This window comes from Photobacterium piscicola, assembly GCF_046058925.1.
Classification (GTDB): Bacteria; Pseudomonadota; Gammaproteobacteria; order Enterobacterales; family Vibrionaceae; genus Photobacterium; species Photobacterium piscicola.
Genome location: NZ_CP175534.1, coordinates 2507216 through 2524635, shown reverse-complemented (window position 1 = coordinate 2524635; position 17420 = coordinate 2507216). Strand labels below are relative to the sequence as shown.

14 protein-coding genes and 2 pseudogenes are annotated in these 17420 nt (G+C 36.8%); 7 read left to right on the top strand and 9 right to left on the bottom strand.

Annotation, left to right across the window (positions count from 1 at the left end; genetic code table 11):
* Positions 1-447: 447 nt before the first annotated feature.
* The 4 genes and pseudogenes from ACJZU6_RS11930 to ACJZU6_RS11915 form a co-directional block, all read right to left on the bottom strand.
* Positions 448-990, bottom strand: a complete 543-nt coding sequence (locus ACJZU6_RS11930; protein ID WP_408900328.1) for a hypothetical protein — start codon at positions 988-990, stop codon at positions 448-450.
* The gene (locus ACJZU6_RS11925; protein ID WP_408900327.1) at positions 987-2078 is read right to left on the bottom strand and encodes a hypothetical protein; all 1092 of its coding nucleotides are present in this window, start codon (positions 2076-2078) and stop codon (positions 987-989) included. Before ACJZU6_RS11925 ends, ACJZU6_RS11930 begins: the two co-directional genes overlap by 4 nt.
* 302 nt (positions 2079-2380) lie before the next feature.
* Positions 2381-2977, bottom strand: a pseudogene (locus ACJZU6_RS11920) (tyrosine-type recombinase/integrase).
* A 288-nt stretch (positions 2978-3265) separates the two neighbouring features.
* Entirely contained in the window at positions 3266-4603 is a 1338-nt protein-coding gene (locus ACJZU6_RS11915; RefSeq protein ID WP_408900326.1) for a protein kinase domain-containing protein, read from the bottom strand.
* Between the two features lie 1370 nt (positions 4604-5973).
* Here ACJZU6_RS11915 and ACJZU6_RS11910 point away from each other — a divergent pair.
* The 3 genes from ACJZU6_RS11910 to ACJZU6_RS11900 all read left to right on the top strand — a co-directional run bounded on the left by ACJZU6_RS11910 (position 5974) and on the right by ACJZU6_RS11900 (position 7010).
* Positions 5974-6123, top strand: a complete 150-nt coding sequence (locus tag ACJZU6_RS11910; RefSeq protein WP_162841597.1) for a hypothetical protein — start codon at positions 5974-5976, stop codon at positions 6121-6123.
* Positions 6113-6304, top strand: coding sequence for a hypothetical protein (locus ACJZU6_RS11905; protein WP_080156901.1), 192 nt, complete (start codon positions 6113-6115; stop codon positions 6302-6304). Before ACJZU6_RS11910 ends, ACJZU6_RS11905 begins: the two co-directional genes overlap by 11 nt.
* Positions 6305-6560: 256 nt before the next feature.
* Positions 6561-7010: a PACE efflux transporter gene (locus ACJZU6_RS11900; protein WP_408900325.1), complete on the top strand. Its 450-nt coding sequence runs from the start codon at positions 6561-6563 to the stop codon at positions 7008-7010.
* A gap of 7 nt (positions 7011-7017) precedes the next feature.
* Here the strand turns inward: ACJZU6_RS11900 and ACJZU6_RS11895 are convergent, their stop codons facing one another.
* The 4 genes from ACJZU6_RS11895 to ACJZU6_RS11880 form a co-directional block, all read right to left on the bottom strand.
* Positions 7018-7908, bottom strand: coding sequence for a LysR family transcriptional regulator (locus tag ACJZU6_RS11895; RefSeq protein WP_408900324.1), 891 nt, complete (start codon positions 7906-7908; stop codon positions 7018-7020).
* 103 nt (positions 7909-8011) lie between these two features.
* Positions 8012-8446, bottom strand: coding sequence for a carboxymuconolactone decarboxylase family protein (locus ACJZU6_RS11890; RefSeq protein WP_080156898.1), 435 nt, complete (start codon positions 8444-8446; stop codon positions 8012-8014).
* A 149-nt stretch (positions 8447-8595) separates the two neighbouring features.
* Complete coding sequence (locus tag ACJZU6_RS11885; RefSeq protein WP_408900323.1) at positions 8596-8979, bottom strand: VOC family protein; 384 nt, start codon at positions 8977-8979, stop codon at positions 8596-8598.
* Positions 8980-9123: 144 nt separating this feature from the next.
* Positions 9124-10605, bottom strand: coding sequence for a SulP family inorganic anion transporter (locus tag ACJZU6_RS11880; protein WP_080156896.1), 1482 nt, complete (start codon positions 10603-10605; stop codon positions 9124-9126).
* A gap of 422 nt (positions 10606-11027) precedes the next feature.
* On the opposite strand from ACJZU6_RS11880, the gene nfsA reads away from it, so the two are divergent.
* Positions 11028-11750: an oxygen-insensitive NADPH nitroreductase gene (nfsA, locus tag ACJZU6_RS11875; protein ID WP_408900322.1), complete on the top strand. Its 723-nt coding sequence runs from the start codon at positions 11028-11030 to the stop codon at positions 11748-11750.
* A 142-nt stretch (positions 11751-11892) separates the two neighbouring features.
* Here nfsA and ACJZU6_RS11870 read toward each other — a convergent pair whose 3' ends face one another.
* Positions 11893-12780 carry a DMT family transporter gene (locus ACJZU6_RS11870; RefSeq protein ID WP_080156894.1) on the bottom strand — a complete coding sequence of 296 codons (888 nt, stop codon included), beginning with the start codon at positions 12778-12780 and terminating at the stop codon, positions 11893-11895.
* A gap of 212 nt (positions 12781-12992) precedes the next feature.
* On the opposite strand from ACJZU6_RS11870, the gene sigZ reads away from it, so the two are divergent.
* The 3 genes and pseudogenes from sigZ (at position 12993) to ACJZU6_RS11855 (ending at position 17411) form a co-directional block, all read left to right on the top strand.
* Positions 12993-13532: an RNA polymerase sigma factor SigZ gene (gene sigZ / locus ACJZU6_RS11865; RefSeq protein WP_408900321.1), complete on the top strand. Its 540-nt coding sequence runs from the start codon at positions 12993-12995 to the stop codon at positions 13530-13532.
* A gap of 282 nt (positions 13533-13814) precedes the next feature.
* Positions 13815-15601: pseudogene (locus ACJZU6_RS11860) on the top strand (ABC transporter ATP-binding protein).
* Positions 15594-17411, top strand: coding sequence for an ABC transporter ATP-binding protein (locus tag ACJZU6_RS11855; protein WP_408900320.1), 1818 nt, complete (start codon positions 15594-15596; stop codon positions 17409-17411). Before ACJZU6_RS11860 ends, ACJZU6_RS11855 begins: the two are co-directional and overlap by 8 nt.
* Positions 17412-17420 lie beyond the last annotated feature (9 nt).

Genomic DNA, 17420 nt, shown 5'->3' with positions numbered 1-17420 from the left:
TACCAAACTACCAAACTACCAAACTACCAAACTACCAAACTACCAAACTACCAAACTACTCACATATTTAGATCTGTAAGCGTATTACAAGCGTCATTTGGTCTAAGCGCCATGTGATTCAAATATTATGTGATCCAAGAGTTACCTAACCACTGAACCTCCCCCGCGTCATTCCCTACAGTGAGGTTACGAACGAGATAGGGAATCTACTATTAGCGTGTTGTAGAGCGAATTGTTTTTATTTTTGTTGTAACTAGTTTGTGGACAAAAGTGTGTTACGTACTCTGCTTTATTTTGGCTAGTAGGTATTAGAAAAAATAAGGGTGATGTCATGTTCGATTTTTCAACATCACCCTTCAAGTTATTTTTAATATTAACTTATCTAAGGTCGTAGGCTTGTGTAAGAGGTGTCGACTACACGTCACATATCTTTATCTGTTAACTAACTTAGTGATGCTGATTATGTGAACGTTCATTCCTAGTTTTAGCTTCTGCAATTTTGCGCTTAACATCTTTCAGCGCAGACTTTGTTTGTAGAAACGTCGCAAACAAAAGATATAGTTGAATGATTGTTAGTACAAAAATTGTAAAGAACAGAATTCCTCGAAGGTAATTACGATATTCAGTCACAAAGCTGATTTGAATAGCAACTTCTTTAACGAGAGGAATTACAACGCTAATTGCGATAACAACTATTGAAATAATGATTGTTTTTATAAAACCAAGCAATACATCATTATCATGTTTCGCTTGTTCATAAACAGCATCATTAGCAGCTTTAAGTGCCAGTTCTGATGATGCTAAAGCTTTAGGGTATATAAGAGCTAACCAAGCGCCAGTTACCCCAAAAATTATAGCTGAGACATTTCTAATCTCCGCCAATAAGGTCGCTTGCTTGGCGTAAGAAATATCCATCCCCAAAGTCACCGCATAATATGAACCAAGCAACATGGTAACTAGCAGAATAAATTTTGCTAATTTAGACTTCATGCGGTCTGCCGTTGCTCCAAAGTTGACACGTTATCTTCTAATAAGTTGAGCAGTTCATTTCTGTGAGAATGCAATGCCTGAAGAAGCACATCGCCTTTAACAAGTTGCCCAATCAAAACCCACTCTATATCGATCGTTAATTTTATTTTAGCAAATGACTTGCTCAGCCATTCTGTTTTCTCAGCGCCAAAACCATTGTTATCAGGAAATAAAAAACCTACGTCCTCCCAATTACTTTTGCTTGGTGAAGTCTCGTATGCTGAGAACATTTCTTGGACTTCATCCATGGTCGGTGTATAGCTAAATTCATATTTAAGCGACACATCATGAGCATGAATTTCTGTTTCCGTCGATATGCCGACACGACTTTTTAAATTGTCGATTAATCCCTTATCTGCAACCTGTCCACGTTCAAGATTGATACGGCGAACTACTCCACGAATATGCTGACAGTTTGAAAGTATAAGTTGTCTTTTTGAAGGGTTTCGATACAGCTGTTTACTAAATCTAGGTTCAAGATCGTTATAAATCATGCCGTCAGCAGACTGAAAACCGATAAACTGATCACTTTCATCAAAAGTGGCAAAACGACTTTCAGTACGGAAAAAGCTCTCTAGCCAATAGCTAAACGCATTCATACCTGAGCGAGGATTACCAAAAGTAATTGTAGCCATTACAGATTTAGACGGCATGAACCAAAAGTAAGTTGCATATCCCGGAATTGAGCTTTCCGGCAAGTTACCTTGATGAAATGTTTGGTCAGAAACATTGATCAACTGAGTGCCTGCATCCAAAGCATAGACAGAATCACCACTGGCATGCGTTCGATTCCAGAAGCAAAATAAGTAGTCACCAGTTTCACTATATCTTTGAGCTGAAACCAAATACGTTTCTAAAAACTCTTGTTCAAAATCTTCCCCGACCTCGTAACTACATGTATTCAGAACTAAGCGCCCTGGCTCTGTAGCCCAATTATAGATATTGTGTAAAATTTCGTTGAAACTACCCAGTGTGCTTTGACGCGCTCTGGCTTTAAACAGCCCACAATGTTTCACATCGTAAAATCGAATACTCGCCCTTTCTGACATATTTCACCATTATTAGTTGTATTATACAGCGTCACCTGCCAGTTAACTGCTTATTTAATAAACATTATTACTTGCACGTAGCGCGATGTCTAAAAATCTAGGCGATATTACTTTGGGTATGCATATAATGTCATTATCGTAGTAACACTTTGTTACTTTAAAAGCTGATGGCAAGGAGCAGGGTTCGAACAATAATAAAAACTAATCCCAAATAACGTTAATACGATATGAATGAGTATTAGGTCTAACTGATAAAGGGGCACAGGCTTTTCAGAGGAAAAGCCTGTAGCAGATCCCTCCTGTCAGCAGTCTGTTTTCTCAGATAGTCTCAGAGCGTCTTCTAGCTCAACGCCAAGGTATCGAATTGTGTTATCTAGCTTCGAATGTCCAAGTAAGATCTGTACAGCCCTGATGTTTTTTGTTCTGGCATAGATTAAAGTGGCTTTAGTGCGGCGCATGGAATGAGTGCCGTAATAGTCAGCATTCAATCCCAGTTTTTCAGCCCAGTTTCTGATAATTGAGCGATAGAATGAGTAGCTGATAGGTTACCCTTTGCGGCGACAACTTGGAAATAAAAAGCTACTTGTATCTAGGGATGCAGAGTAAACCCACCGACTAATACTCTGTTGTGTTCTCGGAGTAATCTCATAGTGTACATCTGTACCTGTTTTTTGCTGGGTGCATTGAACCCTCTCATAGATCACTCCTTGCGAAGAAACATCATATACGTGCAGTTTTAGTAGATCACTCGCCCTCAACTTGCTATCAATGGCTAGGTTCAATAGTGCAAGTTGCATTAGGTCGTTTTCAAGCTCTAGCCTAGTTCTTATTCGCCAAATCTCTTCCAACTTGAATGGTCTTTTTATCCCGCTGCATTTTTCTGATGATGACTTTCTCATGTTGACCTCCTCTTAGGTGTTATTGGTCAACATAAAGTCTGGTTATTGACTAAAACTGTTGTAGCAGTTTCGATTACTGTCGTTCAGGGCGTGCAAGAACGCCCATGGACAGAAACGAGTTAGGTAACTTGCTTTATTTAGACTGGCAGATATTAGGAAAAATAAGGGTAACGCTCGACTTCTTTTCAGCATCACCCTTGATGATCTTCGCAATATTTACTTATAAAGCAGCTCGACTTATCCAACACTTCGGATAGGTGTCGGCTGCGTAATATATATCCTTCTTTGTTATATCTGTTTTAAAGAAGTCAGGTAGTTTGTTATCGCGTTACATTTACATTGTGATTCTTCGATGTCATCAACAAAACTATTGGTAAACTTCTGCATTGTAGCCACAACATGATTCCCTAAATTTTGATCGGTTACAGAAGTGATCATAGACGTGCATGTGTCCATTGCAGCAAATCGATTCGTTCGAATAGCAGCATCAATTGCTAATTCGAGTGCCTTAGCTTTTAGTTTCGGCTCAACGAGTGGGTTATTGAAAATATTTGCCATACCTAAAGCTATTGATTCTGCAAAACCCCATGAGTACTGATAGCTTTCTACCATTACCTGATAAACTTTTAGGAAATCTTCTAAATAAGGTAAAATATGTTGTTGAGGCAAGATAGACATAAACGAGCGAGATAAATCCATACAAATGCGGTTTTGATCGCTACGATTCAGCAGTAGGAGTTTTTCAATAAACTGTATTACATGTTCAGGTGTGTATTTACTCTCGTTTTTCAATCGGTCTTCGATAGTAGATATCAGTTGATTTACCTCACCTAAACTTCCACCTCGGTTCAAGATAACATCGTATGCTGATTTCATTGCTTGTTTCATTTCAGAAAGCGACTTGTATCTACGATTATAGTCCAATTCACACGCCCGTTGAATCACATGAAAAATTGCAGGATGCAGCCCTGTATCCATTAAAAAAGTAGGATTCTGTCTTGTAAGCAAAACATACAAACTTCTTCCTAGCATGAATATATCTCCACGCTCATCGGCATGCTTAAAGCCGCTATTTTGATATTCAGGCGGCAAATATCCTTGTGTCCCCCAAAACATAGAACTACTAGTAAATCGAGATGAGGAATTGGGATCCATTCCTAGACCGAAGTCTGACACCAAAATGTTATCACCCTCAATTAGAAAGTTTTGTGGTTTAATATCGCGATGAAAGACATTGTTTGAATGCAACTCTTGAATACAATCAATCATTTTATTGAAAATTGACTCTTGATAGGCAGGATCATCCATAATTCCTGATATAAGATTAGTTAAATCGCCGTCAGAATAAAATGGCATCACAAAGTAAGGAATATCGTTGTCAGTGTTACTATGTAAAATAGTTACAACTTTAGAATTACCATTAAATGTTTCGAGTAGACGAACTTCTCTTTTAAATCGTTTTACATATTCTTCGTCTTCTTTTCTGCAATATTTGAGGACTAAATCCCCATCTAATTGCTGTTGTAAGTCCTTAACAAATAGGATTTGCCCCATTCCACCCTCATCATTGCAAAGACCATTTACTTGAAATCGACCATCGATTACATCATTTACTTCATATTTCATTTCGATAAACTTCCTGTTTATTACAAAAGGTATGACAGCTTATTAATAAGAGTTATTACATTACGAATAAGCACGCCTGAAAACTTAGGCAATTATACCTAATTATGCATACTGATGCATAACTATAGTGATACTTTGTTACTCAAAAAAGCAGAAAGGTGAAAAAGAGTTTTGTATTGAAATAGTAAAATTAAATATATAAGTAAAACTAATCCAAAATCACGTTAATACGATATGAATGAATATTTGACCTAAACAGTTTTGGGGCATTTCCGTGTTAGTAACTTTTCTAAATTAGTGTAATCACCATACAATAACCATCTTCATTGGCGTCTTTAAATGCTCAAGCGCGTGATAAATAGATCACGGATAGCTCGTGCCTCCCTTCCGAGATGACGGATAATAACCTGCATTACACTTTTTATTTTACGATGATCAATAAATTGAGTGATGTAATTAAAGTTATGGATGATTATCCGTATATTATTAAATTGTGATTTTATACTTAAATAGAAAGAATCATCCGTTATTGAATATAAGTATCGTTCTTTGAGGTGATGCTTTTATATTAGAGCTTATATAAACAGGTTCTGACGTTGAAGTGAAATTAACAGATTTTAATTGAAATATATTACAGCGAAGGATATGACGTTTTAGCGTGAAGGGCAGATAGAACAGAAGGTTTGATAATAGTTTGCGAGATATCAATATCAAAGCTTCTAATCACTGTGATGTATTAGAAGCTTTGCTAATGACAGCCTAACGTTAGTTGTTAGCTGCTATTTTTTTAGTGATTTTAGCTAATTTTTTAGCTTTTTTCTCTTTTGTCGTTAAAGATGGTTTTTTATTACCTTTCTTAGTATCTAGCGACTTACTCATAACACTAACCTCTATTTTTTGAGGTTGGTCAGCTTGGCCAACGACAGATTAAACAGTGATATTGATGTAATATCACTTGAGTTTAATATGCGCTTACTACCTAAAAAATCAATGATATTTATGCAAACAAAAAACTTATTTTTATGATGTTTATAGTAATGTCTATCAATAGGAGTAATGTATTAGAGGTGATAGTTTTTTTGAGTATTATCTTGGTTTTTTGGTAAAAATATCACCCCAGCAATTGTATAAAAAATGTGTTATAATGGCACAAATTTCTTAAAATCTGAACGTTTAATAGAACATATAGGTAAATATTCTTTATTATTGTTGTTCTAATTTATGCAACGGCGCAATGTGGATTTGTATTTCATTGTGAATATCCTTTGCTAAAACTTAACGCATTTCAATTATGTTGTTTTTAATTTCAAAGACTTAGTTATCTGTCAGCATAAGCCAGATTTGTATATTCAAAATCAATAAGGTAAACCATGACAAAGCCTACAGCTAAAGAAGCTAATACTAAGCCAAAGAAAAAAAAGCCATTAGCCGTGAATAAACGAACAATGAGTGTTCGTGAACGTATTGAAAATATTAAAGCACAGCAAGCCTGGGATAAGGAATGGGAGAATGACGAATAATCTTGCGTTAATGAATAAAATTAACACGGTATTGCTATTACATTCTGACAGTTTGACTCATTGGGAACGAGATTATTTAAGTAATCTTAATCAAACAGTTACCAATTATGGTCAGCTATCAGAAAAGCAATTAGGATTATTTGAGCAAATATTAGTACGCAGAAAAATAACCGCGGTATAACGTAATATTTAATTTTGTGCTAATGATAAAATCCTCGCGTTAAATCCGTCGTTCCTTAATATAAGGAACGTGCGCGATAGTTTGTTGATTGAGCTATTTATGCTAACCAATGCGGGAGAGTTAGATCGATGTATTGGGATTATATGGTTGCTTTTTTATATCATCGAATTAAACTTAATGCCTAAGCAGAAACCGTAGCTTACAGCGCTAGAATAATTTCGGGGCGGACCGGACTTTTAAGCATAAAGCATGTTTAATGATTGTTCTTGCACCTCGTACCCGTAAGCTTGTTTACGCTATTTCTTTTGAAATACTTGCGATCATATTAAGTACTTTCTTATTAGCGATGCTCAACCATGGTGAATCGTCCAATTCACTGCCAGTTGCCTTTATGGTGTCAACGATAGCCTTGATTTGGAATTATGCTTTTAACTCTTGTTTTGAATTGATTGAAACTAAACTGCATATTAAAAAAAGAACCCTCGCTGTTCGATTAACCCACTCCATATTTTTTGAGCTTGGGCTATTCTTATTTACCATTCCATTGTATATGTGGTGGTATGACGTTAGCTTGGTGAAAGCCATCAGTATGGAAATGGCGATCTTAGTGTTCTTCTTAATTTATACCTTTATATTTACGTTATTGTTCGATTTATTATTTCAGACAAACAACCAAATGATCGCAGCAACCACAGGTCATCAGTAGTGGTTAGCTATTGTAATTGTTCAGCTAAATAATCAAGAAACGCTCTGATCTGCGGTTTTAGATATTGGGCGCTTTTGTAAACGGCATAGATTTCACCACTGGTGTTTTCGTTATGTGTTACTGTCCACTTTGGCAGCAAGACTTCTAATTGTTTGCTTTCAATATAGGGTTTAACCATCCAATCAGATAATAATAATACCCCCAGATGTTGTAATGCCGCATTTAATAATGGCGAACCACCTTTTGATGCTAAATTACCGGTTACTGATATTTTAGTTAGTGTTTTATTTGAATTAAAATACCAATTAGTGCGTTGACGTTCATGGCTGATAATTAAACAATTATGATCTTTTAGATCTTGTGGGGTTTTTATTTGAGGATTATTTTTAATATATTCAGGGGTCGCAACTAAAGAGGTGGTGTTGGTAAGAAGGTGTCGAGCTTTAAGATTACTATCAATAGGCGTACCAATACGAATTGCAATATCGATATTATCACTGTTTAAATCAACCAGATTATTATTTAACTCTAATTCTATTTTTATTTTAGGGTAGCGTTTTAAAAAATCAGGAATTAAATGCGTCAGATAAATATTACCAAAAGTTTCAAATACTGAAATACGTAAAGCACCTTCTGGCGTATTATTATTTCCTTGCATTTCTGATAATAGATTTCGAGATTGTTCAAGTATTTTAATCGATTGTTGATAAAAATATTGACCATCTTCAGTTAATATTAATTGACGAGTACTACGTTTAAACAGGGTGGTTTTGATCTTGTTTTCAAGTTTATCAATGTTTCGTGTTACTGATGATGGAGCCATATTTAACGCTTTCGCTGCTTGTGAAAAGCTTCCAGAAACAACAACTTGCTCAAATACCCCTAGTAAATCTAACATAATAATATCCTTTGTTATTAAGTATAATTTACCATATAGCACTTAAAAATTGTAAACAAAAACCCCCAATATTTAAACTAAACATTGGGGGTAAGTATTATAATTAGTGTTTCATTTTAGTTGCTAGTGCAAAGCGATTCCATGAGTTAATCATGATGATTTGCATCATTGCTTCTGCTAATTTTACTTCGCCTAATAAACTAAAGCATTCAGCATAGGTTTCATCAGTAACAGCATTATTTGAAATTAATGTCATCTCATCTGTTAATTTTAATAGTGCTCTTTCAGTATTATCAAATAATGGTGATTCTGACCATGCAGAAATAGCGAATAGTTTTTGTTGATCGATGCCTAATTCTAATGCAGCTGTAGTGTGCATTTGAATACAATAAGCGCATTTATTGATCATTGATGAGCGAATTTTAATAATTTCTTTTAATTGATTTGATAATTCAGTTTCAGCTAAGTAATTTTCAATCGTTAACATTGCGCTTAATGCTTTTGGTTGAACTTTTGCAATATCAATACGCTTATTCATAATAATACCTTTATTTTTGTTGTTTATGATTTGTTGGAAAGAGTATATTAATTATTTTTAAATGATGTAATCGATATATAAGCGTAACAGTTTTGCATAAAACGCAAAGATACAGCTGAATAGTAGGGTGATTCTGATGAAATATAGCTTTAAGCTCGGTAATTGGCGATCTCTATTAAATTACCATCAGGATCACGAAAATATATCGACATAATTTTACCCATCGCGCCTGTGCGTTCAACGGGGCCTTCAATAATGGTGACACCACATTGCTTAATATGTTGCGGCGCTTGAGCCAAATCAGTATTGGTAATAAAACATAAGTCAGCACTACCCATGTGCACTGTTTGCGCTTTGGGTTCAAATTCAGCGCCATATTGATGGAGGTTTATTTTTTGGTTACCAAAACGTAATCCAAATCGACCATTGGCAAAAGTTATCCGTTCCATGCCTAAAACTGTCTGGTAGAAATCAGCACTAATATTAATGTCTTTCACGGTGAGAACTAAATGGTCAAGATGGCTAATATTCATGACGTTACTCCTGTCTTTAATATTGTAATAAGAAAGCCAACCTTATATACCTTTCAACGAGTAAGGTATCACGGTTGGCAATCTGTTTACGGTTATATTATTAGAATAAGCGAAGACTAAAAGCTAATCTTTTAAATAGCGTTATTAGTGGCTGGTTAACAGTTTTTGATTTAACTCTGGATCATCATGAACCGCGAATTGATTAATTATTTTGGCGGTTGCTTCATTCATGCCTATAAGTTCAGTGGTTGCACCTTGTGATCTTAATTTAAGGATGGTTTTATCTAATGCTGTTATGGCCGTGAGATCCCAAAAATGCGCTAACGATAAATCAATTTTGACATGCTTAGCAACGTTATTAACATCAAAGAAAGATGAAAAGTGATCCGCAGAAGCAAAGAATATTTGCCCATAAACATTGTAAATTTGTTCATTTTCCAGCGTTGATTTTACGACAACGCATTGGCTAACTTGATGTGCAAAGAAGACTGATGACAGTAATACGCCAATGAAGACGCCAATCGCTAGATTATGGGTTGTCACAACGACGATAACCGTTGCTAGCATAACAATGTTGCTTGATAACGGGTGATGTTTGATATTTTTAATGGAATCCCATGAAAATGTACTAATGGATACCATTATCATCACTGCGACTAGAGCGGCCATTGGAATAAGCTTTAGAATATCACTTAAAAATAAAATCATTATTAATAAGGCAATACCTGCAAACAAGGTTGATAAGCGGCTTCTTCCTCCTGATTGAATATTGATCATCGATTGACCGATCATGGCACAGCCTGCCATTCCACCCAGTAAACCCGTACCTATATTTGCGATGCCTTGCCCTTTACACTCTTGGTTTTTGTTACTTGTAGTTGAGGTTAAGTCATCAATAATGGTTGCTGTCATCATCGATTCGAGTAATCCAACAGCAGCAAGCGCTAAAGAATAAGGAAATATTATCTGTAAAGTATGGAATGTAAGGGGAACATCGGGCAATAAAAAGATAGGTAGCGTATCGGGTAATTGACCCATATCACCAACTGTGCGTACATCCAATTTCAGCAATACTGCACCAATAGTTAACGTGATAATACAGACTAGCGGTGAAGGAATAAGTTTTCCAATGAGAGGAATAAGCGGAAATAGGTAAATAATGGCTAATCCACTGGCTGTTAATAGATAAACAGACCAAGTTGTATGTGTTAATTCTGGAAGTTGAGCCATAAAAATAAGTATTGCTAACGCGTTAACAAATCCAGTAATAACAGGTTTAGACACAAAGCGCATTAAATTACCAAGCTTTAAATACCCGGCCATTATTTGTATTACACCCGTAAGGATAGTAACGGCCATTAAGTATTGCAGCCCGTGTTCTTTTACAAGGGTGATCATTAATAATGCCATTGCCCCAGTTGCCGCTGAGATCATGCCTGATCTTGCTCCGACAACAGCAATGATAACGGTCATCGAAAAAGAGGCGTATAAACCAATTTTAGGATCAACACCCGCAATAATGGAAAACGCAATAGCTTCTGGTATAAGGGCTAGGGCAACCACAATTCCGGCAAGGAGATCTTTCTTTATATTATATAACCAGTTGTTTTTTATGTAATCTAACATGTTATCTCTATATTTTAGACGTGTAAAAGCCACGGATGAAATCCGCAAACATTTAGGATCAGGAAGTTTTAGCTATGGCAGGCATAGCAGAGTGACAGCAAGAGAGCTGCATTTAGAATAATGAGCAGGCGCTCATTAGAGAGAGGTTAAGGCGGCGTAATCTTCAAGTTTAACTACTTTTATTTGGGAGTATGATGATGAAATCATACTGTGCGATTTAGAAGTGGGTGATGCTAACATATAAATAAATAGATAACAAAATAATTAGTAGTCTAAACGAAATTATTGTATTCGTTTTTTTCGCTTGCTTATTTAGTATGTTGTTATTAGTTTTGTCGAATAACAATTATTGTAGTGATGGGTTAGCAGAGTACTGTTGCTCTTCGCTATTGGTTTATATCTACTCGGATGGATCTCTATCAATGAATACCACTATTCAAACTATGCTTGGTCATCGCTCTATTCGTCAATTTACGAATGATGCTATTTCTGCTAAACAATTAAAGACGATTATTGCGGCAGGTATTGCGGCTTCTAGTTCAAATATGATCCAAGCGACATCGATTATTCGCATTACTGATCCTGAGAAACGCACAGCATTGGCACATCTTGCAGGTGATCAGGGTTATGTAAAACAAGCGGCTGAGTTTTTAGTGTTTTGTATTGATTATCAACGTCACTATTCTATTAGCGCTGGAATAAAACCTGAGTACACCGAGCTTGCTTTAATTGGTGCGATTGATAGCGGCATTATGGCGCAAAACTGTTTATTAGCCGCAGAATCAATGGGGTTAGGTGGGGTTTACATTGGAGGATTGCGTAATAATCCCCATGAGGTTGATGCTTTATTGAATTTACCGCCATATAGCGCGGTATTATTTGGTATGTGCTTAGGTGTGCCTGCGCAAGATCCACAATCAAAACCACGCTTACCGATGGATATGATTTTGCATGAAAATGAATATCAACCATTAAATAAACCGCTGTTGGCTGAATATGACCAACAGATGATTGAATATTATCAGCAGCGTTCGACTCATAATAAACAACAAGATTGGTCAAGTGCAGTAACGGCAACGTTATCGAAAGAATCACGTCCATTTATTGCGGAGTATTTTCATAGTAAAGGGCTAATGGAAAAGTAATACGGTACAAGTAATATGATGGATGATGGCGTAAATTCAAACGCATAGTATTAATGATTATGATCAGGTGGCTTATTAGAAAAAGCCATTTTGATCATGATTGAATATCACCAAACCTGTTTTATTTTTAAAGCCATGTTTATTATTGCTTGTTTTTATTTGTAGGAAAATAATTAGAATAGGTAATAAGTAACCCTGCTGCAACAATAAAAAGCCCACCAGTAATGGTATAAAAAGTGGGTAATTCATCAAACATCCAGTATCCAAAAATACAAGAAAATATAATTTGAAAGTAAAAGAATGGCGCTATATGTGATGCTTCTGCGATGTTCATGGCTTTAATTAAACACAGTTGCGATATGATGGTAACAATAGGAATGGTTATAAAATAAGGTAGTGCCGTTAAGGATGGCGTTATCCACATTTGAGGTTGAGCAATTAAAAGCAGCGTAGATATTGAGCCTAAAATAAAGAATGAATTAATTAACACCGATAATAATGAGATGCTTGAATCAATAGTTTTGGTAATAAGATTATAACCTGAATTAGCAACAGCAATCAGTAAAGGTAATAAATAAACCCATTGCAGACCATCGATATTGGTTGGGTTTATAACAATAATTACGCCCACAAAGCCTAATAATGTAGCGATAATTTTTATTGGTGTCAGGGTTTCTTTAAAAAACAAAGTGCCACCAAGCATATAAGCAATACTGCCCATCTGCACAATGATGATATACATTTCTAACGGAATATATTTTAACGCAATAACCGATGTGACTGCACACACTAAGAATAATAAGGCGCGTAATATCAACTTACCATTGGTGGCGAAAATAGCTACCTTGGTTTGTTTGGGCATAAAAATAGCCATGCATAAAAAAGGGATCGCAAATCGAAAAAAAACCATTTGAATAGGGTGGTAATCGTGTTGAATAAGATATTTATCTGCACTGTCTTTCAGTGTTAAGGAAAACGTCGCAATGAGAATTAACACCGCCCCGAGCATATTTTGGTTTTTGATTGGCATGACATTTTCTTCTGTGTCGTAAGTTATCGCGATAAGAAAGAAGCACAACAATAAAGAGTCTATTTCAAATACGCCATGACTTTTAGCAAACCATGGTGTTTTTGTTAAATGGCGACGTTGTGCTTTTTTGTTAAGCTGTTACTATGCGTCACTATATTGTCCATTATTCTAGTAATATGGAATTATAAGCAATAAATATTGAGGACAGGGTTATGTTAGAACAATGGTTATTACATCAAGATCAGCTGCGACGTTATGTAGCAAAGCAACTCGGTGATGCTGATTTAGCGGATGATATTGTTCAAGATGTCTATATCAAAGCAAGTAATAATCTACACCAACTGACCTCCGCTGATAAATTTAAAAGCTGGATTTATCGAATTGCTCAAAATCGAATGATTGATCATTATCGTGAGCATCAACACTTTCTTGAGTTACCAGAAGATTTAGTCGCCAATGATGATTTGGTATCAGATCAACATGAACAATTAGCATTGTGCTTATATCCATTAATTGATTCATTACCAAAGAAATATGCAGAGCCGTTACGTTTAGCTGAACTGAAAGGTATGCCTCAACAAGAAGTCGCTAATCAATTAGGCTTATCACTCTCTGGTGCTAAAAGTCGAATTCAGCGAGCTCGCGTTAAATTTCGTGAACAATTAGTGGCATGTTGTGATTTTGAATTTAATCATAATGGTCAAATTATTTATCAGCCAAGAATAACCCCAAGCGTCAATAGTTGTTGTTAACTATCTGTTTATATTCGATTTTAAATAATATTTTTTAATTGTGAAATTTTTTATCTATTTTTTGCGTCTTTTTTGATATTTGTTCGTCTTATGAGAGTTAATACTTTTTGTGAAATGAACTGCAAATGATAACTAAACAGAATAAAAAGACAGTTAAAGGAATCATCCACATCACGTTACCAAAAAACGGGTCTTCATTAATGCTTCCTATGGCTTTTAATGGTTATCTTCAGGCTGAAAATTTACGAACAATAATAGAGATAGGTTAAGGCGAAATAATTTATGGCTATTATTTGGAAGTTACGCCACTACATTAGCATGTTTGCGCGTCAATATTTAATCGCAATCGTTGCTTTGCAAGTGGTTGCTTTACTTAATTTAATTCCATCATGGTTAATTGGTCATATCGTTGATGATATTAATCACGGTAGTTTAACTCTGAGGTCATTGATCATTGATGTTTGTGGCATCGTTGGTTCAGCACTGGCAATGTATGGCTTACGTTATGTGTGGCAAAGCCGATTATATGGGGCTGCAATTGCGATAACACAGGTGTTACGACGAGATCTGTTTCATCAACTGTCTTTATTACCGCCATCATTTTATGGCCGTCGTAGTACTGGCGATTTGATGGCACATGCAACCAATGATCTCAATGCAGTAGAAGAATCAACGGGCATGGGCATTATGACATTAGTCGACTCTTTTATTGCCGGTTTCACTGTTATTTTCGGAATGATATTTGTTGTTAGTGGTCAGCTAACAGCGGTTGCTCTGCTGCCTTTCCCGTTATTAATTTATTGTACGCATCGATATGGTTCGCGTTTACATCAAGCATTTGATGCCGCTCAAGCCAGTTTTTCTGATTTAAATGAAGAAGCCCGTGAAACCGTCGCTGGCGTGCGAGCCGTTCGTTCACATGGCATTCGTGCGCGCCAAGAACAGCGATTTGAACAATCGTTAGATAATACGCTCACGACGAATCTTGCTGTCGCTAAAGTGGATGCGGCGTTTGCACCAACGGTTCAAATTATTTATGGCTTTTCTTTTGTTTTGTCATTGGCTTATGGCGCATGGTTGATTTCACAGGGCAATATAACCATTGGTTTATTTACGACATTTACCCTTTATTTGGGGCAATTAATGGGGCCATTTATGCAGTTTGGGTGGCAATTTAATGTGTTTCAACGTGGTAATACATCATGGTCACGCTTAGAAGCATTATTTGCAGAGCAGCCGGATGTAAAACAAGGCAGTGAAATATTACCTGAAGATGCTGAACCGAATTTAGAAATCAATATTGTTGAATTTGCTTATCAAGATGCCAATCAATGTGCGCTGCAAGATATTCAAGTTAAGGTACCAGCGGCAGGATTGGTTGGTATTACAGGCCCAACGGGAAGTGGCAAAAGTACATTGTTGCATTTAATCATGCGCCAATTTCCACTGACAAAGCCCTCTGAAATTTACATTGGTGGCTATGGTACTGATTTACTGACGTTTGATAGCTTACGTCAACATTTAGCCTGGGTACCTCAAAAGCCGTTGTTATTCTCCGGTTCAATTGCTGAAAATATTGCTTTTGCTCAACCTAATGCAACACGTAAAGAAATTATGCATGTTGCTGAAATGGTAGCGATTAAATCTGAAATTGAAGCAATGCCGCAGGGGTTTGATAGTATGCTTCGTGAAGGTGGGACTAACTTATCTGGTGGGCAGCGACAACGATTAACCCTTGCTCGCGCATTGCTTTCTGGTGCCAATATCTTGTTATTAGATGACCCATTTAGCGCTTTAGATATGAAAACGGAAGCGATCATTCGTAAAAATATGAAGCTACATTACGGCATAAAACGATGGTATTAGTGACGCAGCGTTTAGCTAATTTGATTCATGCGGATCATATTTTGGTTTTGGATCAAGGGCAGATAGCCGAACGAGGCACTCATGCTGAATTAATGCATCAACAAGGGTGGTATGCAACGGTTTATCAACGTCAAACACATTTGAATTCAGCTGGAGCGACGAAGACACAGTCTACATTGTCAGCAGAGGTGACGCATGCTTAAAACGACGGCGGGGGAAACAACGTTATTTTGGCGATTACTGGCTTATTCATTGCCTCATAAAGCCCGATTCGTGGTGGCGTTTATGTTGTTAGCTGTCGCGGTGGCTGCTGAGATGACGATCCCTTGGTTAGCGAAGATTATTGTTGATGATGTGATTGTGCCGCAACACTTTGAATGGCAACACCTTGGTTGGCTTATCGTTGCGGTAATGGGATCTTATTTAATTGCTGCACTGTTTTCTTATTGGCAAGCGGTAACATTTCGTCACAGTGCATTATTGGTTATCAATGATATACGTCGAAATTTGTTTAGCCATATATTGAATTACCCAATTCGTGTTTTTGATAAACAACCAGCGGGTACTTTGGTGTCATATATTACTAATGATACTGAATCAATGCGTGAAATGTTTGTGTCGACCATTCCAACGATTATTCAAGGTGGATTACGAATTAGCGCGATTTTTATTGCGATTGCAATGCTGGATTGGCGCTTGATGTTATTGAGCTTAGTGCTGATTCCAACCTTGTTGTTTACGATGCATTTATATCGAAAAATCTCAATGCCAGTATTTAATGGGGTTCGAGAGCAGATAAGCTCTATTAATGGTCGATTAAATGAGTCGTTACAAGGCATGGCATTAATTCAAGCCTTTAGACAGCAAGATGCTTTTCGAAATAAGTTTGAGCAGGAAAATCAACGATGGTTTGCATTTCGGTCTAAATCTATCGGTATTGATAGCTTAATGTTGATTCCGTTAACCCGCCTAGTGTCTACATTAACTGCAGCGGGCATTGTGGCATGGTTTGCAACCGGATCGTTAACTACCGTTATTGATGTGGGTACGTTATATGCTTTCTTAAACTATATTGAACGCTTTTTTGACCCCTTTAGACAGCTATCAATGGAGCTACGAAAGTTGCAGATTGCGACAGTATCATCAAAGCGTATTTTTGAACTGTTTGATGATAAACCTGAACCTCAATCTTCATTAACAATGAATGTTGCGATGCCGCCACAATGTGATATCGAATTTCGCAATGTTAACTTGAGTTATGAAGAGGGGCAGCCTGTTTTAAAAGATGTTAGTTTTGTCGCTAAAGGTGGGAAATTTACTGCGATAGTTGGACATACCGGCAGTGGAAAAAGCTCTATTATCAATGTTTTGATGCGTTTTTATCAACATCAGCAAGGACAAATATTGGTTGGTGAACAGCCGTTAGTGTCGATCCCTGAAGCTCAGTTGCGCAAAATGTTTGGTTTAGTTTCTCAAGATCCAACCATTTTTAGTGGCTCGGTGCTTGATAACATTGAATTGTCGCATGCGACACTGAATGAAGAGCGTGCGATTAATGCTGCTAAACAGGTGCGAGCGGATGATTTTATTCAACGCTTAAATGGCGGTTATCATCATCGTCCAAGCATTGGTGGTGGATCGTTATCGGTTGGAGAGCGGCAATTGTTAGCGTTGGCGAGAGCGTTATCTCACAACCCACAGGTGTTTTTATTAGATGAGGCCACCGCCAATATTGATAGTGAAACAGAAGAAGCGGTCAAAATTGCCTTGGATAATATTCAAGATGGCAGAACAGTCATTATTGTCGCTCATCGACTATCGACGGTTCAAAATGCAGATCAAATCTTAGTGATGAATCAAGGTCAAATTGTCCAAAGTGGAACACATGATGCTTTAATTACTCAAGACGGAGATTATCGAGATCTCTATTTAGCACAACAAGAGCAGCAGCAAAATGAACAATTAACCACAACCTTTGGACTCACATCGGCAACCCTGTCGTCGACATTATAGATAAACATC

Bases quoted from the DNA above. Each gene is read 5' to 3' on its own strand.
- ACJZU6_RS11910 (WP_162841597.1), top strand. From the start codon at position 5,974: ATGACAAAGCCTACAGCTAAAGAAGCTAATACTAAGCCAAAGAAAAAA.
- ACJZU6_RS11925 (WP_408900327.1), bottom strand. From the start codon at position 2,078: ATGTCAGAAAGGGCGAGTATTCGATTTTACGATGTGAAACATTGTGGG.
- nfsA (WP_408900322.1), top strand. From the start codon at position 11,028: ATGAATACCACTATTCAAACTATGCTTGGTCATCGCTCTATTCGTCAA.
- ACJZU6_RS11885 (WP_408900323.1), bottom strand. From the start codon at position 8,979: ATGAATATTAGCCATCTTGACCATTTAGTTCTCACCGTGAAAGACATT.
- ACJZU6_RS11915 (WP_408900326.1), bottom strand. From the start codon at position 4,603: ATGAAATATGAAGTAAATGATGTAATCGATGGTCGATTTCAAGTAAAT.
- ACJZU6_RS11900 (WP_408900325.1), top strand. From the start codon at position 6,561: ATGATTGTTCTTGCACCTCGTACCCGTAAGCTTGTTTACGCTATTTCT.
- sigZ (WP_408900321.1), top strand. From the start codon at position 12,993: ATGTTAGAACAATGGTTATTACATCAAGATCAGCTGCGACGTTATGTA.
- ACJZU6_RS11905 (WP_080156901.1), top strand. From the start codon at position 6,113: ATGACGAATAATCTTGCGTTAATGAATAAAATTAACACGGTATTGCTA.
- ACJZU6_RS11870 (WP_080156894.1), bottom strand. From the start codon at position 12,780: ATGCCAATCAAAAACCAAAATATGCTCGGGGCGGTGTTAATTCTCATT.
- ACJZU6_RS11930 (WP_408900328.1), bottom strand. From the start codon at position 990: ATGAAGTCTAAATTAGCAAAATTTATTCTGCTAGTTACCATGTTGCTT.
- ACJZU6_RS11880 (WP_080156896.1), bottom strand. From the start codon at position 10,605: ATGTTAGATTACATAAAAAACAACTGGTTATATAATATAAAGAAAGAT.
- ACJZU6_RS11895 (WP_408900324.1), bottom strand. From the start codon at position 7,908: ATGTTAGATTTACTAGGGGTATTTGAGCAAGTTGTTGTTTCTGGAAGC.
- ACJZU6_RS11890 (WP_080156898.1), bottom strand. From the start codon at position 8,446: ATGAATAAGCGTATTGATATTGCAAAAGTTCAACCAAAAGCATTAAGC.
- ACJZU6_RS11855 (WP_408900320.1), top strand. From the start codon at position 15,594: ATGCTTAAAACGACGGCGGGGGAAACAACGTTATTTTGGCGATTACTG.